The 20,107-nt window shown below is 32.5% G+C and carries 15 protein-coding genes; 11 read left to right on the plus strand and 4 right to left on the minus strand.

Going from position 1 to position 20,107, the window contains the following annotated elements:
• Positions 1-78 precede the first annotated feature (78 nt).
• The 5 genes from qoxA (at position 79) to rihC (ending at position 5,460) form a co-directional block, all read left to right on the plus strand.
• Positions 79-1,200 carry a cytochrome aa3 quinol oxidase subunit II gene (gene qoxA, locus ACP7BT_RS04175; protein WP_037538850.1) on the plus strand — a complete coding sequence of 374 codons (1,122 nt, stop codon included), beginning with the start codon at positions 79-81 and terminating at the stop codon, positions 1,198-1,200.
• Positions 1,200-3,188: a cytochrome aa3 quinol oxidase subunit I gene (qoxB, locus tag ACP7BT_RS04180; protein WP_011303444.1), complete on the plus strand. Its 1,989-nt coding sequence runs from the start codon at positions 1,200-1,202 to the stop codon at positions 3,186-3,188. The genes qoxA and qoxB overlap by 1 nt, the downstream gene beginning before the upstream one ends.
• Positions 3,178-3,783 (plus strand): cytochrome aa3 quinol oxidase subunit III, encoded by a 606-nt coding sequence (gene qoxC, locus ACP7BT_RS04185; RefSeq protein ID WP_002483712.1) that lies wholly within the window; start codon positions 3,178-3,180, stop codon positions 3,781-3,783. Before qoxB ends, qoxC begins: the two co-directional genes overlap by 11 nt.
• Positions 3,780-4,070, plus strand: a complete 291-nt coding sequence (gene qoxD / locus ACP7BT_RS04190; protein WP_041079035.1) for a cytochrome aa3 quinol oxidase subunit IV — start codon at positions 3,780-3,782, stop codon at positions 4,068-4,070. Before qoxC ends, qoxD begins: the two co-directional genes overlap by 4 nt.
• 481 nt (positions 4,071-4,551) lie before the next feature.
• Positions 4,552-5,460 (plus strand): ribonucleoside hydrolase RihC, encoded by a 909-nt coding sequence (gene rihC, locus ACP7BT_RS04195; RefSeq protein ID WP_041079033.1) that lies wholly within the window; start codon positions 4,552-4,554, stop codon positions 5,458-5,460.
• 52 nt (positions 5,461-5,512) lie between these two features.
• On the opposite strand, the gene ACP7BT_RS04200 is transcribed toward rihC, so the two are convergent.
• Both ACP7BT_RS04200 and ACP7BT_RS04205 read right to left on the minus strand, forming a co-directional pair.
• A complete protein-coding gene (locus ACP7BT_RS04200) occupies positions 5,513-6,688 on the minus strand; it encodes a serine hydrolase domain-containing protein (RefSeq protein ID WP_002483715.1) in 1,176 nt (391 codons plus the stop codon).
• Positions 6,689-6,708: 20 nt separating this feature from the next.
• The gene (locus ACP7BT_RS04205) at positions 6,709-8,367 is read right to left on the minus strand and encodes a phospho-sugar mutase (RefSeq protein WP_002483716.1); all 1,659 of its coding nucleotides are present in this window, start codon (positions 8,365-8,367) and stop codon (positions 6,709-6,711) included.
• Between the two features lie 573 nt (positions 8,368-8,940).
• Here ACP7BT_RS04205 and ACP7BT_RS04210 point away from each other — a divergent pair.
• The 4 genes from ACP7BT_RS04210 to ACP7BT_RS04225 all read left to right on the plus strand — a co-directional run bounded on the left by ACP7BT_RS04210 (position 8,941) and on the right by ACP7BT_RS04225 (position 16,086).
• Positions 8,941-10,233 carry an LCP family protein gene (locus tag ACP7BT_RS04210; protein WP_011303450.1) on the plus strand — a complete coding sequence of 431 codons (1,293 nt, stop codon included), beginning with the start codon at positions 8,941-8,943 and terminating at the stop codon, positions 10,231-10,233.
• A gap of 20 nt (positions 10,234-10,253) precedes the next feature.
• Entirely contained in the window at positions 10,254-10,724 is a 471-nt protein-coding gene (locus ACP7BT_RS04215) for a DUF2538 family protein (RefSeq protein ID WP_002483718.1), read from the plus strand.
• A gap of 77 nt (positions 10,725-10,801) precedes the next feature.
• A complete protein-coding gene (locus ACP7BT_RS04220) occupies positions 10,802-11,224 on the plus strand; it encodes a GNAT family N-acetyltransferase (RefSeq protein WP_041079030.1) in 423 nt (140 codons plus the stop codon).
• A gap of 233 nt (positions 11,225-11,457) precedes the next feature.
• Positions 11,458-16,086 carry a GW dipeptide domain-containing protein gene (locus ACP7BT_RS04225; RefSeq protein ID WP_210124636.1) on the plus strand — a complete coding sequence of 1,543 codons (4,629 nt, stop codon included), beginning with the start codon at positions 11,458-11,460 and terminating at the stop codon, positions 16,084-16,086.
• A gap of 193 nt (positions 16,087-16,279) precedes the next feature.
• Here the strand turns inward: ACP7BT_RS04225 and ACP7BT_RS04230 are convergent, their stop codons facing one another.
• On the minus strand, positions 16,280-16,705 hold the full coding sequence (locus ACP7BT_RS04230) for a MarR family transcriptional regulator (RefSeq protein WP_002483721.1): 426 nt from the start codon (positions 16,703-16,705) through the stop codon (positions 16,280-16,282).
• 200 nt (positions 16,706-16,905) lie between these two features.
• On the opposite strand from ACP7BT_RS04230, the gene ACP7BT_RS04235 reads away from it, so the two are divergent.
• Both ACP7BT_RS04235 and ACP7BT_RS04240 read left to right on the plus strand, forming a co-directional pair.
• On the plus strand, positions 16,906-17,910 hold the full coding sequence (locus ACP7BT_RS04235; protein ID WP_041079028.1) for an acyltransferase family protein: 1,005 nt from the start codon (positions 16,906-16,908) through the stop codon (positions 17,908-17,910).
• A gap of 243 nt (positions 17,911-18,153) precedes the next feature.
• Complete coding sequence (locus ACP7BT_RS04240) at positions 18,154-19,314, plus strand: aminotransferase class I/II-fold pyridoxal phosphate-dependent enzyme (protein ID WP_075339735.1); 1,161 nt, start codon at positions 18,154-18,156, stop codon at positions 19,312-19,314.
• Positions 19,315-19,407: 93 nt separating this feature from the next.
• Here the strand turns inward: ACP7BT_RS04240 and ACP7BT_RS04245 are convergent, their stop codons facing one another.
• On the minus strand, positions 19,408-19,860 hold the full coding sequence (locus ACP7BT_RS04245; protein WP_041079024.1) for a MarR family winged helix-turn-helix transcriptional regulator: 453 nt from the start codon (positions 19,858-19,860) through the stop codon (positions 19,408-19,410).
• Positions 19,861-20,107 lie beyond the last annotated feature (247 nt).

The raw sequence follows: 20,107 nt of genomic DNA on the forward strand, positions 1-20,107 counted from the left end.
ACAAACACTTGTAAATATTACGTAATATCTTAAAATTGATGTTAAGCCCTACATTTGTAGTATTAGGAGGTCAAAAAAGTGTCAAAATTTAAGTCTTTGCTTCTACTCTTTGGCTCGCTAATTTTACTTAGTGGCTGTTCTAACGTAGAAGTTTTAAACCCAAAAGGGCCGATGGCAAGTGATTCGAAGTTTTTGATTATGTATTCAATTATCTTCATGCTTGTTATTATTGCCGCTGTACTTATTCTATTCACAGTTTTTCTATATAAATATAGAATTGGAAACACTGATGAATCAGGTAAGATGCACCACAATTCTTTATTAGAAACAATTTGGTTTATTATTCCAGTAATTATTGTAATTGCATTAGCTATTCCAACAGTTAATTCACTTTATAATTACGAGGAAAAACCACAGAAAGAAGACGATCCACTTGTTGTTTATGCTACAAGTGCTGGTTATAAGTGGTTCTTTAGTTATCCTGAAGAGAAAATCGAAACAGTTAACCATTTAACTATTCCGAAAGATCGCCCAGTTGTCTTCAAGCTCCAATCAATGGATATGATGACAAGTTTCTGGATTCCACAATTAGGTGGTCAAAAATATGCGATGACAGGTATGACTATGGACTGGACTTTAACAGCTAGTGAAGAAGGTACGTTCCGTGGACGTAACTCAAACTTCAATGGTGAAGGCTTCAGTCGTCAGACATTTGATGTGAATTCAGTAAGCCAAAGCAAATTCGAGGATTGGGTAAAAGATGCCAAAAAACAAAAAGTATTGGATCAAGATACATTTGATAAGCAACTTTTACCAACTACTGAAAACAAAAATTTAACTTTCAGTGGTACGCATTTAGCATTTGTTGATCCTGCAGCAGATCCTGAGTATATTTTCTATGCTTATGATCGTTATAATTTCGTTCAAAAAGATCCAAACTTTAACACTGAAGAAGAACGTACAGCAGATGTGTTAGATAAACCAGATCAACCTGCACGTAAGCCGCAAATCACAAATGCTAACTACGAACGTCATGGAATGAAAGCCATGATTTTAGGCAATAATGAACCATATGATAGTGAATTCAAAGATGAAGAATCACATAATATGGATGAAATGGAAAAAATCTCTGAAGGTGCTAAAGATGAAAAAGCATCTAAAATTGAGAAAAAAGACCATGAAAATGGAGGTGGACATTAATGAATTTTCCATGGGATCAATTACTCGTTCAAGGTAACTGGATGATAACAATGGGACAAATTGGTGCTCCTTTCGCAGTTATTGCCGTGATCGCAGTAATTAGCTATTTCAAATTATGGAAATATCTATACAGAGAATGGTTCACATCTATTGACCATAAAAAAATTGGTGCAATGTACTTAATCTGTGCGGTATTAATGTTCGTACGTGGTGGTATTGACGCGCTAATGATGCGTACGCAATTAGCCATTCCAGACAATACATTTTTAGAAGGAAACCATTATAATGAAGTCTTTAGTACGCACGGCGTAATAATGATTATCTTTATGGCTATGCCTTTCATCTTTGGTTTATGGAATGTTGTCGTACCACTACAAATTGGTGCGCGTGACGTTGCATTCCCTGTATTAAATAACGTAAGTTTCTGGTTATTCTTCTCAGGTATGATTTTATTCAACCTTTCATTTATAGTCGGAGGCTCACCTGCAGCTGGTTGGACAAACTACGCACCACTCGCAGGAGAATTCAGTCCAGGACCTGGTGTCAACTATTACTTAATAGCGATACAAATTTCCGGTATTGGTACACTGATGACTGGTATTAACTTCTTTGTTACTATACTTAGATGTAAAACACCAACAATGAAATTTATGGAAATGCCAATGTTTACGGTTACGACTTTTATTACAGCATTAATCGTTATCTTGGCTTTCCCAGTATTAACAGTTACATTAGCGCTATTTACAACTGATAGAATTTTCGACACAGCATTCTTCTCAGTTGCAAATGGTGGTATGCCAATGCTTTGGGCTAACTTCTTCTGGGTATGGGGGCACCCTGAAGTGTATATCGTTATCTTGCCAGCATTCGGTATCTACTCTGAAATTATTCCGACATTTGCACGTAAACGCCTATTCGGACATCAAAGCATGGTCTGGGCGACTGCAGGTATCGCATTCTTAAGTTTCTTAGTTTGGGTTCACCATTTCTTCACAATGGGTAATGGTGCATTAATTAACTCATTCTTCTCAATTTCAACCATGTTAATTGGTATACCAACTGGTGTTAAAATCTTTAACTGGTTGTTCACGCTTTATAAAGGTCGTGTTACCTTCGAATCTCCAATGCTATTCGCATTAGGGTTCATACCGAACTTCTTAATCGGTGGGGTAACAGGTGTTATGCTTTCAATGGCGGCAGCAGATTATCAATATCATAATACTTACTTCTTAGTAGCGCATTTCCACTATACGCTAGTAGCTGGTGTAGTATTTGCCTGTCTTGGAGCTTTAATATTCTGGTGGCCTAAGATGACTGGCTTCAAGTTAAACGAAACATTAAACAAATGGTGTTTCTGGTTATTCATGATCGGATTTAACGTTTGTTTCATACCACAATTCATCCTTGGATTAGATGGTATGCCACGTCGTTTATACACTTATATGCCAGAAGATGGTTGGTGGTTACTAAACGCAATCTCAACTGTCGGTGCCCTATTAATGGCATTAGGATTTATGTTCTTAGTTGCAAGTATCGTATACAGCTTCTTCAAAGCACCACGTGAAGCAACTGGCGACAACTGGGATGGTTTAGGACGTACTTTAGAATGGGCAACTGCTGGAGCAATGCCACCTAAATACAACTTTGCTATCACACCAGACTGGAATGACTATGATACATTTGTAGATATGAAAGAACATGGTCGTCATTATTTAGACAACCATAACTATACAGATATCCATATGCCAAATAATACTCCTGTTGGATTCTGGATGGGAATTCTCTTCACTATTGGTGGATTCTTCCTTATCTTTGAAACACTCGTTCCAGCTATTATTTGTTTAATTGGTATCTTCGCAACTATGGTTTATCGCAGTTTCCAAATCGACCATGGTTATCATATACCAGCGTCTGAAGTTGCTGAAACTGAAAAACGTTTACGTGATGCACGTATAAAAGAAAGGGAGGCTGTAAGTCATGAGTCATGATGCAAACACAATTGATCAACGTTCGCATGAAGGTAATTTAAATAAACTTGGCTTTTGGGTATTCCTTACAGCAGAATTCTCATTATTCGGTACGTTATTCGCAACATTATTAACACTTCAACACGGTGGCGATTATGCTGGAAAAATGACGACTGAATTGTTTGAATTACCATTAGTTTTAATTATGACATTTGCATTATTAATTAGTTCTTATACATGTGGTATTGCAATTTACTATATGAGAAAAGAAAAAGAAAAATTAATGCTGATTTGGATGATTATCACTGTATTACTTGGTATGGTATTCGTAGGCTTCGAGATTTATGAGTTTGCGCACTACGTACATGAAGGTGTTAATCTAACTATCGGTTCTTATTGGTCTAGTTTCTTTATTCTATTAGGAACACATGGTGCCCACGTGTCATTAGGTATTGTTTGGATTATTTGCCTATTAATTCAAGTAGCAATGCGCGGATTAAATAAAGACAATGCTCCTAAATTATTTATAGTTAGTTTATACTGGCACTTTTTAGATGTTGTATGGATTTTCATCTTCACTGCCGTATATATGATAGGGATGGTGTTTAGCGGATGAATACAATAGTAAAACATACTGTAGGTTTTATCGCCTCAATCGTTTTAACGATCTTAGCTGTATTTGTAACCTTATACACATCTATGGCACTTAATGCTAAGATTACCATCATCTTTGGTTTTGCTTTTATACAAGCTGCAGTTCAATTATTAATGTTCATGCACTTAACTGAAGGTAAAGGTGGTAATTTACAAACCTTTAAAGTTTTATTTGCGATTATCATTACTTTAATTACTGTTATCGGTACTTATTGGGTAATGCAAGGTGGACACTCAAGCCACTTATAATCAATATAGACTTCTCTTCTGAGAAGCCTTAGAACATAGAGACCCCCTACGCATTCATTTGTGTAGGGGGTCTCTTTATATATTGATTTCGTTAATTTCAAAATATGTATGTTTTGTTGTTATAAATTTTTCGTATGAAAAGAAAGTACTAAATTAATCGTTTATATTAACTATGGTAAACCAAACATGCAACTGACCGTCACTTTTCCTTCTTCATATCCCCCCTATTTTCAAATAGTATTTTCATTAGATGACGCTGATTTCTAATGAAAATACTTCACGAATATTAAAAACTAACCTAGATTATTCAAAATAAATACTAATAAACTAAACTTAGGCTCTATGGAATGTCTTTACAACATTATTTGCTCATATTCCTATCAATAGTCGCTTAATTTTTCAATTGCTATACAACATTTTCTAGGTAAAACAATGTACACTATATTTAAATGATTATTTATTTTTAGGAGGAAATTCAATTATGAAACAACCTATTATCATAGATTCAGATCCTGGAATTGATGATGCTGCTGCGATTAGCATTGCATTAAATCATCCTAATTTTGATTTGCGAATGATTACTACAGTTAATGGAAATGTGGGTATTGAAAAAACAACTGCGAACGCTTTGAAACTTAAACGCTTTTTCTCGAGTACCGTTCCTGTACATAGAGGTTCCTCTCAACCATTATTATCAGAAATCGTAGATGCTAGTGCAGTACATGGTGAATCTGGGATGGGAGGATATGATTTTCCTAAGATTAATTACAGTGATTTATCATCCACTCATGCTGTAGAAGCCATGCGCAAAGAACTTCAATCAAGTGAAGACCCTATTACTTTAATACCAATAGGACCTTTAACAAATATTGCCCTATTACTCTCAACCTATCCAGAAGTAAAAGATTATATTAAAGAAATTGTATTAATGGGTGGTTCGGCAGCTCGAGGCAATGTCACACCATTAGCAGAATTTAATATTTATTGTGATCCAGAAGCAGCACACATTGTATTTAACTCTGGATTACCAATTACTATGGTTGGCTTGGATGTAGCTAGAAGTTCTACACTTAGTCACGCAACGGTGAATGAATTACAAAGTTTAAACAAAACCGGTGACATGTTGCATCAACTTTTCAAACATTATAAGGGCGACGATTTTGAAAAAGGAATCAATATCTATGATGCATATACGATACTTTATTTATTACATCCTGAAAAATTTGATGTGAAAGAGGCAGATGTACAAATTGAGACCACTGGAACACTTACAAAAGGTGCAACTGTTACAGATTTTAACACGCACTTCCCTAACTGCTCAGTTGTTATGTCTATCGAAACAAACGATTTCAAAAAACTATTTATTGAAGCTTTAAAATACTGTATATAATCTTAGTAAAAAACACACGCCCATTTCCATGGCGTGTGTTTTAAAATTTCAATTAATATGATTTACCCACATGATTATAAGGTCCACCCTGTTTTAAAATCTGATTGTAAATATGTTGGATTTTCTGTTCATTATTCACGTCACTATTTTCATAATTAGTTCCTAGGATTACAATATACTTGTCATTAAAATATGACGTAAAAACTTGACCAAAAAAACCACCATTAATTCTATTTTTATCTGCAAAGGAATAAAACCCATAGCGATAAGGTTGAGGATATTTAGACGTCTTACTCTCATGTATCAGTGGTTTTGATATATGGCTATTTAATATTCCATTATTCTGTAATCCTAAAATCAATTTTCCCATATCACTCGGCGTCATGTATAAATTACCCGCCCCATAATACTGTTCTAAAACGTTGGGATACTGTTGTAGTGGTTTGCCAGATTTACCATCCTTTTTATAACCCTTAGCCATATATGCTTGAAAATTTGGATCATCAAAAAATGCAGTGAAATTTAGATGTTGCGGTTTTGAAATTCTATCCTCAAAATTTTTCTTATACGACTTGTTTGTCACTTCTTCAATCACACGCGATAATACTAAATAATTTCCGTCGTTGTACCTATTTTTATTGTAAAATTTAGGCTCAATGCCTTTTTGTTGAATCGCATGTACCGCTTCGTTTAAATTTTTATAATTTGGAGAAGCTTTATATTTAAACAATCCACTTTTATGCAACATGAGTTGATTTAAAGTAATTGGCTGCTTCGTTTTAAACCATGGCAAATATTTAGTTACAGAATCGTTCATGTTAATTTTATTTTCGCTTTCTAATTGTTTCAACATTAATCCTGTTGCAAACTTTTGAGAAGATCCAATTAAATATAAAGTATCTGCTTGATTCTGTTTATTTTCTTGAATGTTTTGCAAACCGTATCCTTTATTTAATTTGAGTTGACCATTTTCGAACACAGTTGCAGTACCGTTAAATTTAACTTGTTCAAGATATTGATTAATCTGCATCATCTGTGGATTTTGATTATCGACAATAGTCTGTAAATGCCCCATTTGTTTATTCGTAGTTTCTTGTTTCGTCTCATTTTGTAACATTGGCGTTTCTTGATGACTACGATGATATAGCTTATAGGCGATTGTAATAATAATTACTATTAATAATATAATTAAAATGATTGTTATTTTTTTGAGTATCTTTGTTGTCATAATGTTGCCTCTATATTTGTTTAAACTATATTATTAATATAGTTTGCTTCAAACTGTTGTGTAATTTCATCAATATTTTCAACTTCAAGTGAAAAATATAATTTAATTTTTGGCTCTGTACCAGAAGGTCTTAACGCAATAAAACCATTTTCAAAAATAAATCTAATTAAATTTGTCTTTGGTAATGTTAATTTCTCAGTATGACCTGTTATCATGTCTCTAACTTCTCCAACATGGTAGTCCTCAATTTTTAGTACATCCATACCACATATAGAAAATACCTGTTCATTTCTAAATTGCGCCATAATACTTTCTATTTTTTTAACACCGGCTTTTCCTTCAAATGTAGGCGCAAGTGTTCTGTCCTTGAAATAACCGATATTTTCGTAAATATCTTCAATTGTTTCCTTAAATGTTATACCGTTTTTATCAAGTAAATTCTTATATTTAACTAATAATGGTACCATTTGTATAGCATCTTTATCTCTTGAAATAGGTTGTGCTAAGTACCCATGACTTTCTTCAAATGCAAGCAGTAATTGCTTATCATCATCTTTCTGTTTGTGTTCTATTAAATCTGAAATGAATTTAAAACCTGTCAGAACATCGTTAACTTCTACATTGAGAGATGTTGCTAACCTTTCTGCTAGCTCGCTCGTAACTATTGATTTGATCATATATTGCGGCGTACTATCTTCAGTTAAATCTTGGAACCTTAATTTCATTAATAATAGCCCTATTTCATTGCCATTAAAATATCTAAAATCATTATCACCATAACGTTCTATAAATCCTAATCGATCCGCATCAGGATCAGTTGCAATAATAAGCTGTGCATCTGTTTTATCTGCTAGCTGTTTGCCAAGTGCAAAAGCTGCTTCATCTTCAGGATTAGCAATAGCTACTGTTGGAAAATTACCATTAGGTTCTGACTGTTCTTTTTCTATAACAAAATTATGATAATCTAATTCAGTTAAAATGTCAGATACCAAAGGTAGGCTCGTACCATGTAAACTCGTCAATATGACTTTTGCGTCATGTGCATCTATTGATCCTACTAATGACTTAACTTCTTTTTTATAACTTTCTGTTACTTCATTCGACATATATTTTATTTTACCGTTTTCTACGAACGCATTAAAATCACCTTTTTCAATATTTAACGGAGTTTCAATTGAATTTATATATTCACTTAATTGCTCTGAAGCTTCAGGTAATAATTGGCCACCCTTTTCATTATAAATCTTTATACCATTATAATTTTTAGGATTATGACTTGCTGTAATCATGATGCCTGCATTTACTTGTAGATGTCTTACGGCAAAGGATAATTCTGGTGTCGATTTATAATTGTCTGAAATAATAGCTGTGATACCATTATTTGCCAACACACTTGCCATCTCTTGTGAAAATGCTTTTGATAAAAATCTTGTATCAAAATGTATGACAACAGATGCGTCATCAACATTATGATTTAAATATTGAGCTAAACCTAGCGCTACTTTGCGGACTGTAAAAGCATTTAACCTTGCTGGTCCTAAACCAAATGTACTTCTAATACCTGCAGTACCAAATGATAAGACCCCTTCAAAACCAGCATTCTGTTCTTCTTCTGTTTGTGTTTCGTAAAAATCCTTTACTAAACTTTCATTTATATTTTCTAACCAAAGTGCTTTCACTATTATATTTCCTCCTCAAATCATTCATTCCTAGTACGTTTATTCTATCTTTATGCTGGAATATGATTAAATTTGTTTCAACGCTTGCTATAATTAAGTACAAAGGCAATCTAAAATTTCTAACATCTTTTAATTATAATCGTCTACAAGATGATATTTCCAATATATATTATATCCTATGTCTTTAAATAAATCATATTTTATCAAATGACATTATTGTAATACTATTTTTATGTTTATTAACCTTGCCACTTTCAATGATTTAAATCATTTCATAAATGATGATTTTATTAAATACAATCATATTTACTTAATCATACATGACAAGTGCATTGTATATTTATGATTAACACATAACTTCTGCGTGCATATTGTTTCATCATTTTATTACACATTGCCAATAAAATTACAATTAACAACTTCATAGTTGATATTTTTTAGTGATAGTAATAAAATTATAATTTATAGTGCATTTTCTTCTTTACAAATAATTTACAAAGTTAAAAAGAAGTATAATCAAAATATAAATATAGTTACATGTACAAAAAATCTAATAATTTGGGAGCTTCAAACATGAATAAATTTTTAAAATATTTCTTAATATTTCTTTCATTAGTTCTTGTCGTTGTTCCAATTATTTTTGCGATCATATTGCTAAAATCTTCTCAAGGCGCTTTTGAGTCTTCCTTTAATGATAGTGATTCCTCTAGGAAGTCAAATATACGTGACTCTAAAGTAAATCCTTCAAAAGATCCTATATCTATCCTATTTTTGGGAATTGATGATAATAGTGGCCGTGAAAAAAATGGACAAACAGCTGAAAAATCTAGAACCGATGCAATGATATTATCTACTTTTAATGCAGATAAGGAACAAATTAGAATGTTAAGTATTCCGCGTGATACAATCAGCTACATACCAAAAGTTGGTTATTATGATAAAATTACGCATGCACATGCATACGGAGGCCCTACTGCTTCAATGGACTCGGTAGAGGCTACATTAGATTTACCAGTCGATTACTATGTCAGAATTAATATGGAAGCGTTTGTTGATGCAGTTGATGAATTGGGCGGCATTAAATATGACGTCCCTTACAACATTAATGAACCAAATACAAACGATACTGGTAAAATTAAAGTCAAAAAAGGCTATCAAAATCTTAATGGCGATGAAGCATTGGCTGTAGCTAGAACACGTCATCAAGACTCAGATTTAAAACGTGGTCAGAGACAAATGGATTTAATTAAAAAACTATTTGCAAAAGCACAAAAAGCAGACTCATTTAATAAACTAGATGATGTTGTTGAAATTGTCGGAAAAAATGCCAAACATAATTTAAGTTATGATGAAATAAAAGTACTTGCTACTTCTTATTTAAAAGATGATATAAAAATAAAAAGTTCACAACTTGAAGGTGACGATGATTATTTAAATGGCATTTATTACTATAATCCAGATATAAAAAATATCCTGTCAACGACAAATATGTTGCGAAGTGACTTAGATTTACCTAAAATTAAAGATAAAGATGAATTATTAAATCAACGCGTGATTGATTATTATGGTACACTCGTACCATTAACCGAGTTAGATGATAGTCTTCTAACGAAATCACAAAAAGATAGCTCGGAAGATGAAAATAGTAATGAAAATCAATCAAATGAGAATGACAATAGCAACTCAGAAACAAATAACGCTGAAGATTATAATAATCAGCAACAAACGGATCAGTTTGGTAACGAACAAAATAACGTGAATCAACCCCAGAACGATTCTAATCAACAACAAAACGATCCTAACCAACAGCAAATTGATCCAAACCAACAACAGAACGCTCAAGAAGTACCAACGAATCAATATTAATCTAGAAAGGAGCTCGTAATATGTCACGCAAAACTTATGAAAAACTAGCACATGTGAATGGCATGTTTAATGTTTTAGAGCAGCAATTGATTCACAGCAAAGATATGGCGCTATACAGAAATGAATTTTTCTACGTTAATCATGAACATCGTGAGAATTATGAGGCCTTACGCATTTACTATAAAGATAGTGACCTTAATCCTGTAGTTGATGGTGCGTGTTACATCGTTGCACTCCCAGAAATATTTGAAAAAGTTGATGTTTTTGAATCTGAGTTACCATTTACTTGGGTATATGATCAAAATGGTATCACTGATACTATGAAGCAAATCAGTGTACCTATCCAATACTTGATTGCTGCAGCGTTAGAAGTAACCGATGTAAACCTATTCAAACCTTCTGGCTTTACCATGGGAATGAATAACTGGAATATTGCACAAATGCGTATTTTTTGGCAGTATACAGCAATCGTAAGAAAAGAAGCACAATAAATTCAAATAACTCTACCCTACCATCTATTTTATGGTAGGGTATTTTTAATATCTAAAATGAGAAAAGAGGTAAATATATGTTTAATATTGTGACTACACCTAAAATGATGGACGATGCATTAGAAATTCGTAAAGAAGTATTTGTGAAAGAACAAGGTGTTCCATTAGAAAATGAAATTGATCAATTTGAAGACGTTGCCACTCATGTCATTGGTTATGATTCAAATCATATACCTTTTGCTACTGGAAGATTTCGTCCTGTAAATAATAGTGTAAAAATAGAACGTGTAGCTGTTAGAGCGACGCACCGTAAATCAGGATATGGTCAATTACTTATGCAATTTCTTGAAACATCTGCAAAACAACAAGGTTATAATAAAATGACGTTAAATGCACAATATCATGCCAAGCCCTTTTATGAAGCGCTTGGTTATAAATCTACTGGTGATATCTTTATGGAAGAAAATATCGAACACATTGCTATGACAAAAATAATTTAAAAATTTTTCATCCGAATATTACAGTTATTCTTCATTTAAATTTTGTAATATTTCAGAAAGTGTAATATTTTAATATAATGTAAATTAGGCGTTATAACGCTTTTCTATTAGCTTTATAATTTTTTAATACTGGCTTTAGATTAATTTTATATTACAAAACAGTAAAAACCAGCCTCTAGGTCTTTCGTCGTATTATAATAGGATACAAAATATATAGTTAAAGGGGCAGTTAAATGGCTAAGAAAAAGAACACTTATAAGGTACCTTCGATTGTAGCACTTACATTAGCAGGTACAGCTTTGACAACTCATCATGCTCAAGCAGCAAGTAATACACAAGATCAAACTCCGAATAAAAATGTATTGGATGATGAAAAAGCACTTAACCAAAGTGAACAAATTAAATCTGAAATTAGCAAACCAACAACTAACATTTCAGGTACACAAACATACCAAGACCCTACACAAGTAAAAGATGCATCTTCAAATGAAGATACAAATTATGATGCACAGTTAGATGAGTTGAATGATCAAACTTCTGAACAAACATCAAATCAAGATACATATAATCAGGAGACAGACGTTCAAGAAGATCAACAAGATGTTTCATCAGATAATGACACGAAATCTTTAGATACTGAGCAAACTTCTGTTGAAGATAACAACCAAGAGAATGAAGAAAACAACACTGACTCAATACAATCAGAAACAAATTCAACTAATGAAGCATCACAGACATCTAATGATGTGAGTTCGAATGCTGAAGAAACAAATACAGATGAAAATTCGTCTGATGTAGCAAATCAAAATGAACCTGTTGCTCAAAATGACAAAGCAGAAACTTCTAATGAAGACGTTGCTTCTTCTGACGTTAAGCAAGACGACACTCAAAGTGACGCTAACACTTCTGATGTAGCAGATCAAAATGAATCAGAGACTCAAAATGACAATGCAGAAACTTCTAAAGAAGATGACGTTGCTTCTTCTGATGTTAAACAAGATGACACTCAAAGTGACGCTAACGCTTCTGATGATGTAAAAGATCAAAACGAATCTGAGACTCAAAATGATAAAGCAGAATCTTCTAATGAAGATGACATTGCTTCTTTTGATGTTAAGCAAGACGACACTCATAGTGACGCTAACGCTTCTGATGATGTGAAAGATCAAAACGAATCAGAAACTCAAAATGATAAAGCAGAAACTTCTAATGAAGACGTTGCTTCTAGTGATAAACAAGACGACACTCACAGTGACGCTAACGCTTCTGATATAGCAGATCAAAATGAATCTGCCACTCAAGATGACAAAGCAGAAACTTCTAATGAAGACGTTGCTTCTTCTGACGTTAAGCAAGACGGCACTCATAGTGACGATAACGCTTCTGACGTAACAGATCAAAACGAATCTGTTGCTCAAAATGACAAAGCAGAAACTTCTAATGAAGACGTTGCTTCTTCTGATGTTAAACAAGATGACACTCAAAGTGACGCTAACGCTTCTGATGATGTAAAAGATCAAAACGAATCTGAGACTCAAAATGATAAAGCAGAATCTTCTAATGAAGATGACGTTGCTTCTTCTGATGTTAAACAAGATGACACTCAAAGTGACGCTAACGCTTCTGATGATGTAAAAGATCAAAACGAATCTGAAACTCAAAATGATAAAGCAGAATCTTCTAATGAAGACGTTGCTTCTAGTGATAAACAAGACGACACTCATAGTAACGATAGCGCTTCTGATATAGCAGATCAAAATGAATCTGCCACTCAAGATGACAAAGCAACTTCTAAAGAAGATGACGTTGCTTCTAATGACAAGCAAGATAATGCCAAAGTATCTACATCATCTAAAGAAGCTTCTACAGCAGAAAACAAAGTACAGCCAGCTACATTTAGTGCAAAAGTAACACCTAAGCTTAGAGTAGCTACTACTAGTGCTAATACTGCAGTAGCAACACGTTCTGCAGTAACTAAAGAAGCAACAACACGTGCGGCATTACCTAAATATTCACCAAAAGTTAATTCATCAATTAATAACTATATTCGTAAAAATAATTTTAAAGCACCAAATTACGAACAAGATATAGCAAATTACTTACCTCAATATAATTACCGTTATGGCAAACCTGAAGGTATTGTAATGCATGATACTGCTAATGATAATTCAACTATCACTGGTGAGATTAACTATATGAAGAATAATTACACGAGCGCTTTTGTTCATGCATATGTAGATGGTGATCGTATTATTGAAACTGCAAATACTGACTACTTAGCATGGGGTGCCGGTCCACAAGCAAATGATCGTTTTATACATGTTGAATTAGTTCATACGCATGACTATGACTCTTTTGCACGTTCAATAAATAATTATGCAGACTACGCAGCAACTAACCTACAATATTATGGTTTAGTCCCAGACAGTGCTGAATATGATGGTGTTGGTACGGTATGGACTCACCAAGCAGTCAGCAATTATTTAGGTGGTTCTGACCACTCTGACCCTCATGGTTACTTAGCAGCACATAATTATAGCTATGATGAACTTTACGATTTAATTTATGAAAAATATTTAATTAAAACTGGTCAAGCAGCAGCATGGGGTACTACTTCTTCTGGCAGTACAGGTGGTACTGGTGGTAGCACTGGTTCTGGAAACACAGGCACAACTACCCCATCAAAATTAGGTACCGTTAAAGTTACTGAAAATAATGGCGTAGGCCGTATCAACTCAAAAAATGATGGTTTATATACAACCGTTTATGACCAAAAAGGTAAAAAGACTGATCGCGTAAACCAAACACTTAAAGTAACTAAATCTGCTACTTTAGGTAAAGAACAATACTATTTAGTTTCTGACTATAACAAAGGCACTTTAATTGGTTGGGTACATCAAGGTGATGTGAGTTATAACGCCGCTAAAGCCGCTGCAAAAATCAATAAAACTTATAAAATTAATCCTGGAGAAGTGATTTATACAGTTCCTTGGGGAACAAGTAGTCAAAAAGCAGGTTCTGTTTCAGGTAAATCAGCTCAAACATTTAAAGCAACTAAGCAACAACAAATTGGTAAAACAAACTATATTTATGGTACTGTAAATAATTTAACTGGATGGGTTAGCTTAAGTAAATTAACGGCACCACCTACGACGCCAAGCAAGCCGTCTACGACTGCCAAGTTAGTTGTATCTAATTTAACTAATCAACAAGGTACAGTTGCTAAATCTAATCATGGTGTATATACATCTGTATATGATAAGCAAGGTGTACAAAAATCATATGTGAATGGTCAAACATACAAATTAAGTAAAAAAGCAACTTTAGGTAGCAATGCATTTTATTTAATTACTGATAATAAAACCAATACTAATTTAGGTTGGATGCAAACTGGAGATATAACAGTTAAAGAGACTGCTAAGAAACCAGCAGCAACTCAAACACAAACTGTAAGTAAGATTGGTCAATTAAATGCTACTAACTCTGGAATTAAAACAACAGTTTATGATCCAAAAGGTAAAGATGCATCTAAATTCTCAGGTAAAACATTTACTGTTACTAAACAATGTACACAAGGCAATAACACATATGTCTTAATCCAAAATACAAATCAAAACACACCAATCGGTTGGGTTAATACAAAAGATATCAATACACGTAACTTAAGTAAGACAACGGCTAAAAATGGTCAATATACTGTTAAAGCTACAAATAATGGTCTTTATGCTGTCCCTTGGGGTACAAAATCACAACAACTAGATACTTTAAAAAATGTAAAAAACAATCAATTTAATGCATCAAAATCAGTCTACGTTGACAAAGATGAATATATCTACGGTATTGTTAATAATAAAACTGGTTGGATTGCTGCAAAAGATTTAAATAGTACCACGAAGACACCTAGCGTTACAAAATCAGCTGTAACACCTATAAAATATGATTACATCATTCATAACCAAAAAGGTAGTTATTATATTGATCCATTAACAGGAAAAGCTGCTGGTTCATTGAAAGACTTTTATGAAGGTATTTTCACTGTATTTGAAAAACAAGTCATTAATGGTGTCACTTGGTACCATGGTAAATTAGCTAATGGTAAAGTCGTTTGGGTAAAAGAAGATGACTTACGTAAAGAATTAGTGAAATATTACAAATCAGGTCTTACACTTGATCAAGCAGTTGCTATCCAAAAAGGATTGAAATTCAAACCACAAATTCAACATACAGCTGGTAAATGGCAAGATGCTTCTGCAACTGAAATTAAAAATGCTATGGATTCTAGCAAATTAATTAAAGATCCAACTCAAAAATATCAATTCTTACGTTTAGATAAATCACAAAATATTTCTTCAGCTGATTTGGATAAACTATTAGTTGGTAAAGGTATTTTAGAAGGCCAAGGTGAAGCATTTAGCGAAGCTGCCAAAGCGTATAATATCAATGAAGTATATTTAATTTCACATGCCCTACTTGAAACTGGTAATGGTACATCTAAACTAGCTAATGGCGGAGATGTTGTTAACGGTAAAGTTGTAACTAATGGCAAAGATAAATACTATAATATGTTTGGTATTGGTGCTGTTGACAGCGATGCTGTTAAACAAGGTTTCGCTACAGCCAAAAATAATGGTTGGAATACTGTTAAAAAAGCAATTGTTGGTGGTGCTAAATTCATTGCTGGCTCATATATCAATCAAGGTCAAAACACACTTTACAAAATGCGTTGGAACCCTGAAAATCCAGGTGTTCATCAATATGCAACAGATGTAGCATGGGCAGCACATAATGCTACACGTATTAAAGGGTTTTATGATTCAATGGGTAAATTAGGTAAATACTTTGACGTAGATACTTATAAATAATCGCACTACTTTTTAGAGGCATTATTAAATGTTTATCAGCTTTACCTGTATCCCAATTTTTGGTATTTGATGACTAAAAAGTAAAAATCACTTTATGCTTTATAAATAACAAAAGATATTAAACGAAGCGTAGGTAATACATCACTTTTCAAAAAAGTGCTATATATCACCTACGCTTCGTTTATTTTATATTTCATTTAATAAAATATGTATGATGTGCATTTAATTTTTTTAATAACTGATTTAAGCTTTCAATATCTTTAGCTGTTAAATTTTGACATCGTGCTTCGATTAGCGCTATCCTAACTTCATTTATTTGTTCGACTAAAGCTTTTGACTTCTCTGTCACCATTAAATCTTTGCATCTCATATCCTTATTGGATTGTTTGCTCGTGATATAACCCATTTGACATAACTTCTTGATCCAACGTGATACGATAGATTGTTCTTTATTAATCTTCATTGTTAAATCATATTGAGATAACTTTTTATAATTATATAAAATTCTTAGCATCTCCAATTGCTCTGAAGTTAAATCTGTACGTTGTCCAAATCGTCTACTTACTAAATTAAGATCATTGCTCGTCAGTGTAATTAATTGTTCTAGTTGTTTATACATGTTGGTCATCTCCACTACTTTAAATTAAATTCTTAAGAGGTTAAATACACTATTTTATTTTCTAATATTATAATAGTATTCTTCCTAATATACAATGATAAAAGACAAATTGTACTATTTTGTTGCATTTCTCATATGTTTTATAATAAATTAGAAGTAGCGCATATAAAATTTATCGCATATATAAAAGGAGCAAAATAATGTCACAATTGAAAGAGAGAGATTACTTTTTCGATAATGCTAGAGCAATGTTAATCTTTCTTGTTGTGTTTGGCCATTTATTACAGCCATATACAGAAGCCAGTAAACATCTTTCTTCATTGTATTTAACAATATACAGCTTTCATATGCCGGGCTTTTTATTTATTTCTGGTTATTTTGCAAAAAAAGCAGGCCAAGCTGGTTATTTAGAAAAAGTCTCTAAAAAACTATTAATTCCTTACGTTGTTTTCTTTGGCTTTTTCTCTTTTTACTATTATTTAACTGGTAAAGAAGATAGTGTGAAATTTGATCCATTCGATCCAGTATTTGCATTATGGTTTTTACTTACATTATTCTTTTTCCACGTTATATTAGTAATCGTGAAGGACTATAAACCATACTATGTTTTACCGATTGCCATAATTATCTCATTATTTGCGGGTTATTCATCAAATATCGATAATTATCTAAGCTTTTCAAGAACCATCATGTTCTTTCCAATATTTTATTTAGGTTATCTGTTTACGAATAAGCATATCCAAACTTTAAAAAATAAAAAACTTGTTCCAATCTCTATCATCATTTTGATTGTATTTTATGTTACTTATACATATCATCCTATTAATGCAGATTGGTTATTAGGTGACTCACCCTATATGTCACTCGAAGGTAAACCAGACTTATACAGTCCTATTAAAAGGTTATTACTTTATTTCATAATTTTAATAACACTTTTCTCTTTCTTAAATCTAATACCAGAAAAAGAAAAGTTTTACACTTATATTGGACGTAGAACAATGTATGTTTATTTATTACATGGTTTAGTCATCGGGGTTATACGTGGATTCGGTATTTATCCATTTAAAGATTCAGTATCGATATTAACTTATGTCTATTTACTGCTCTTTACGACGATTATTGTCTATGCATTATCAACACGTTTTGTATCAAAATGGACAAATCCAATTATTAATCTACAATCCCCTTCTAAATTCAAAGAATAAAGGTACTGTGAAACGCGATATGATATATTTAAAGTAATGATGCGTAACCATTAATTAACGCAATCGCTTTATAGCAAGTATCATTAAAAAATAAGCATGATATAAATTTTTGCTATCCATTATAACTTTATATCGACATGCTTGTGGAGCGAGAATCAAAAGCCAAAGCTATCTTTGATTCTCGCTCTAACTCTACATATAAAATTAAATTTGGTATTTTTAAATCTTGAGGTGATTTATACAATGAAACTATCATTAAATAATAATTCAAAACATTTAAGTGCACCAAGTATTCGTCAATTTTCAAGCCGTATTAGCGGTATAAAAGACTGTATTAATTTAACAATTGGTCAACCAGATTTTCCAATGCCTGATGTTGTTAAATCTGCTTATATCCAGGCAATAAATGAAAATCAAACAAGCTATTCACATAATAAAGGTCTAGAGGAAACAAGAAATGCAGTTAGCCAATATTTCCATCAACGTTATGGATTTAAATATAGTTCCGAAGAAATTATTATTACCAACGGTGCTAGTGAAGCATTAGATACTGCATTAAGAAGCATCATTGATGAAGGTGATGAAATATTAATACCAGGTCCAGTATATTCTGGCTATATTCCACTTATCAAAACATTAGGTGGCGTGCCGGTTTATATTGATACCACAGAGACGAATTATAAAGTCATACCTGAAGCTATAGAGGCACATTTAACTGCGAAGACCAAAGCCATATTACTAAACTACCCTACTAATCCAACGGGCGTCATTTTGAACCACAATGAGGTTCAAGCACTAACTGAAACTTTAAAGCATATGCCTATATTTGTTATTAGTGATGAGATATATGCTGAAAACACTTTTACTGGCAAACATACATCATTCGCTGAATTCCCATCTATTAGAGAACAATTATTATTAGTTGGTGGTTTAAGTAAATCTCACTCTGCTACAGGTATTCGCATTGGATTCTTAATAGGTCCAGAATATCTTATTGAAAAATTAACTTTTATGCATGCCTACAATTGTATTTGTGCAAATGTACCAGCACAAATTGCTTGTATCGCTGCATTGAACGAAGGACTTGAAGCACCACAATATATGAACGAAGCATATATTGAACGCCGTAATTTCCTTATACAAAAACTTGAATCATTAGGTTTTGAACTCGATGCCAAACCTGAAGGTGCTTTTTATATTTTCCCAAGTATTCAACGCTTTACAGAAAACGATTTTGACTTTTGTGTAGATGTTCTGGAAAATGCTCATGTTGCAATTGTACCTGGTTCATCTTTTACTGATATTGGAAAGGGGCATGTTCGTATATCTTACGCATACGAACTTGATGCTTTAAAAGAAGCCATGAGAAGATTAGAAGATTACCTTAAAAATAAATATAATTAAAATAAAAACCGAGTAAAAGTTATGTCTATTAATAACTTTTACTCGGTTTTTTATAAACAAGTGCTGCTCGTCAGCTATTCAATCCTGTTATATTTATCTTTCTTCATCATTTATATATATATTTTGTTCAGCGAACGTTTTTAAAATTTCATGATAAGCAAGAGAATCTTCCCTCTTCATATTAAACTGTTGAATGACATCCTCTGATATTTTTGGAAAATGATCTTTCAATTCTAATCCTTTTTCAGTTAATCGAACCTTCACTCTGCGCTCATCTTCTTCCGTTCTCATACGCTCAATAAGTGATTTTTTTTCTAAACGTTTAATAATTGGACTGATTGTACCTGAATCTAAATAAAGTTCATCACACAAGGTTTTAATATATATAGGTTTATCATTTTCAATATAAAGTAAGACAATATAATTCGGAAAGCTAATATCAAATTGCTTTAAATACTTATTAAATCTATTTACTACTTCTTTGCTAGTAATATAAAATAAATAGCACATTTCTTTTCTCATTTGATCATAATCGTTTGAAGTCATCTGTCTCCCCCAATCTATTAATAATAATATTAATAGATGTTTTAATAATGGTCAAATTTAATAATTAATTGTAAAAAAGTTTTCACATATAAAGGTATACCGCCATTTATTATTTTGAAAAGAAACACTAAAACATTAAGGTAAATATTTTGAATTTACATTCTAAAATTTTTAACTATCTCACAATAACAAATCATAATCTACCAATATTAGTACGCTTGAATATTAATATTATTATTAATTATTA

Source organism: Staphylococcus sp. Y174-1 (assembly GCF_049897865.1).
In the GTDB taxonomy this organism is placed as follows: Bacteria; Bacillota; Bacilli; order Staphylococcales; family Staphylococcaceae; genus Staphylococcus; species Staphylococcus saprophyticus.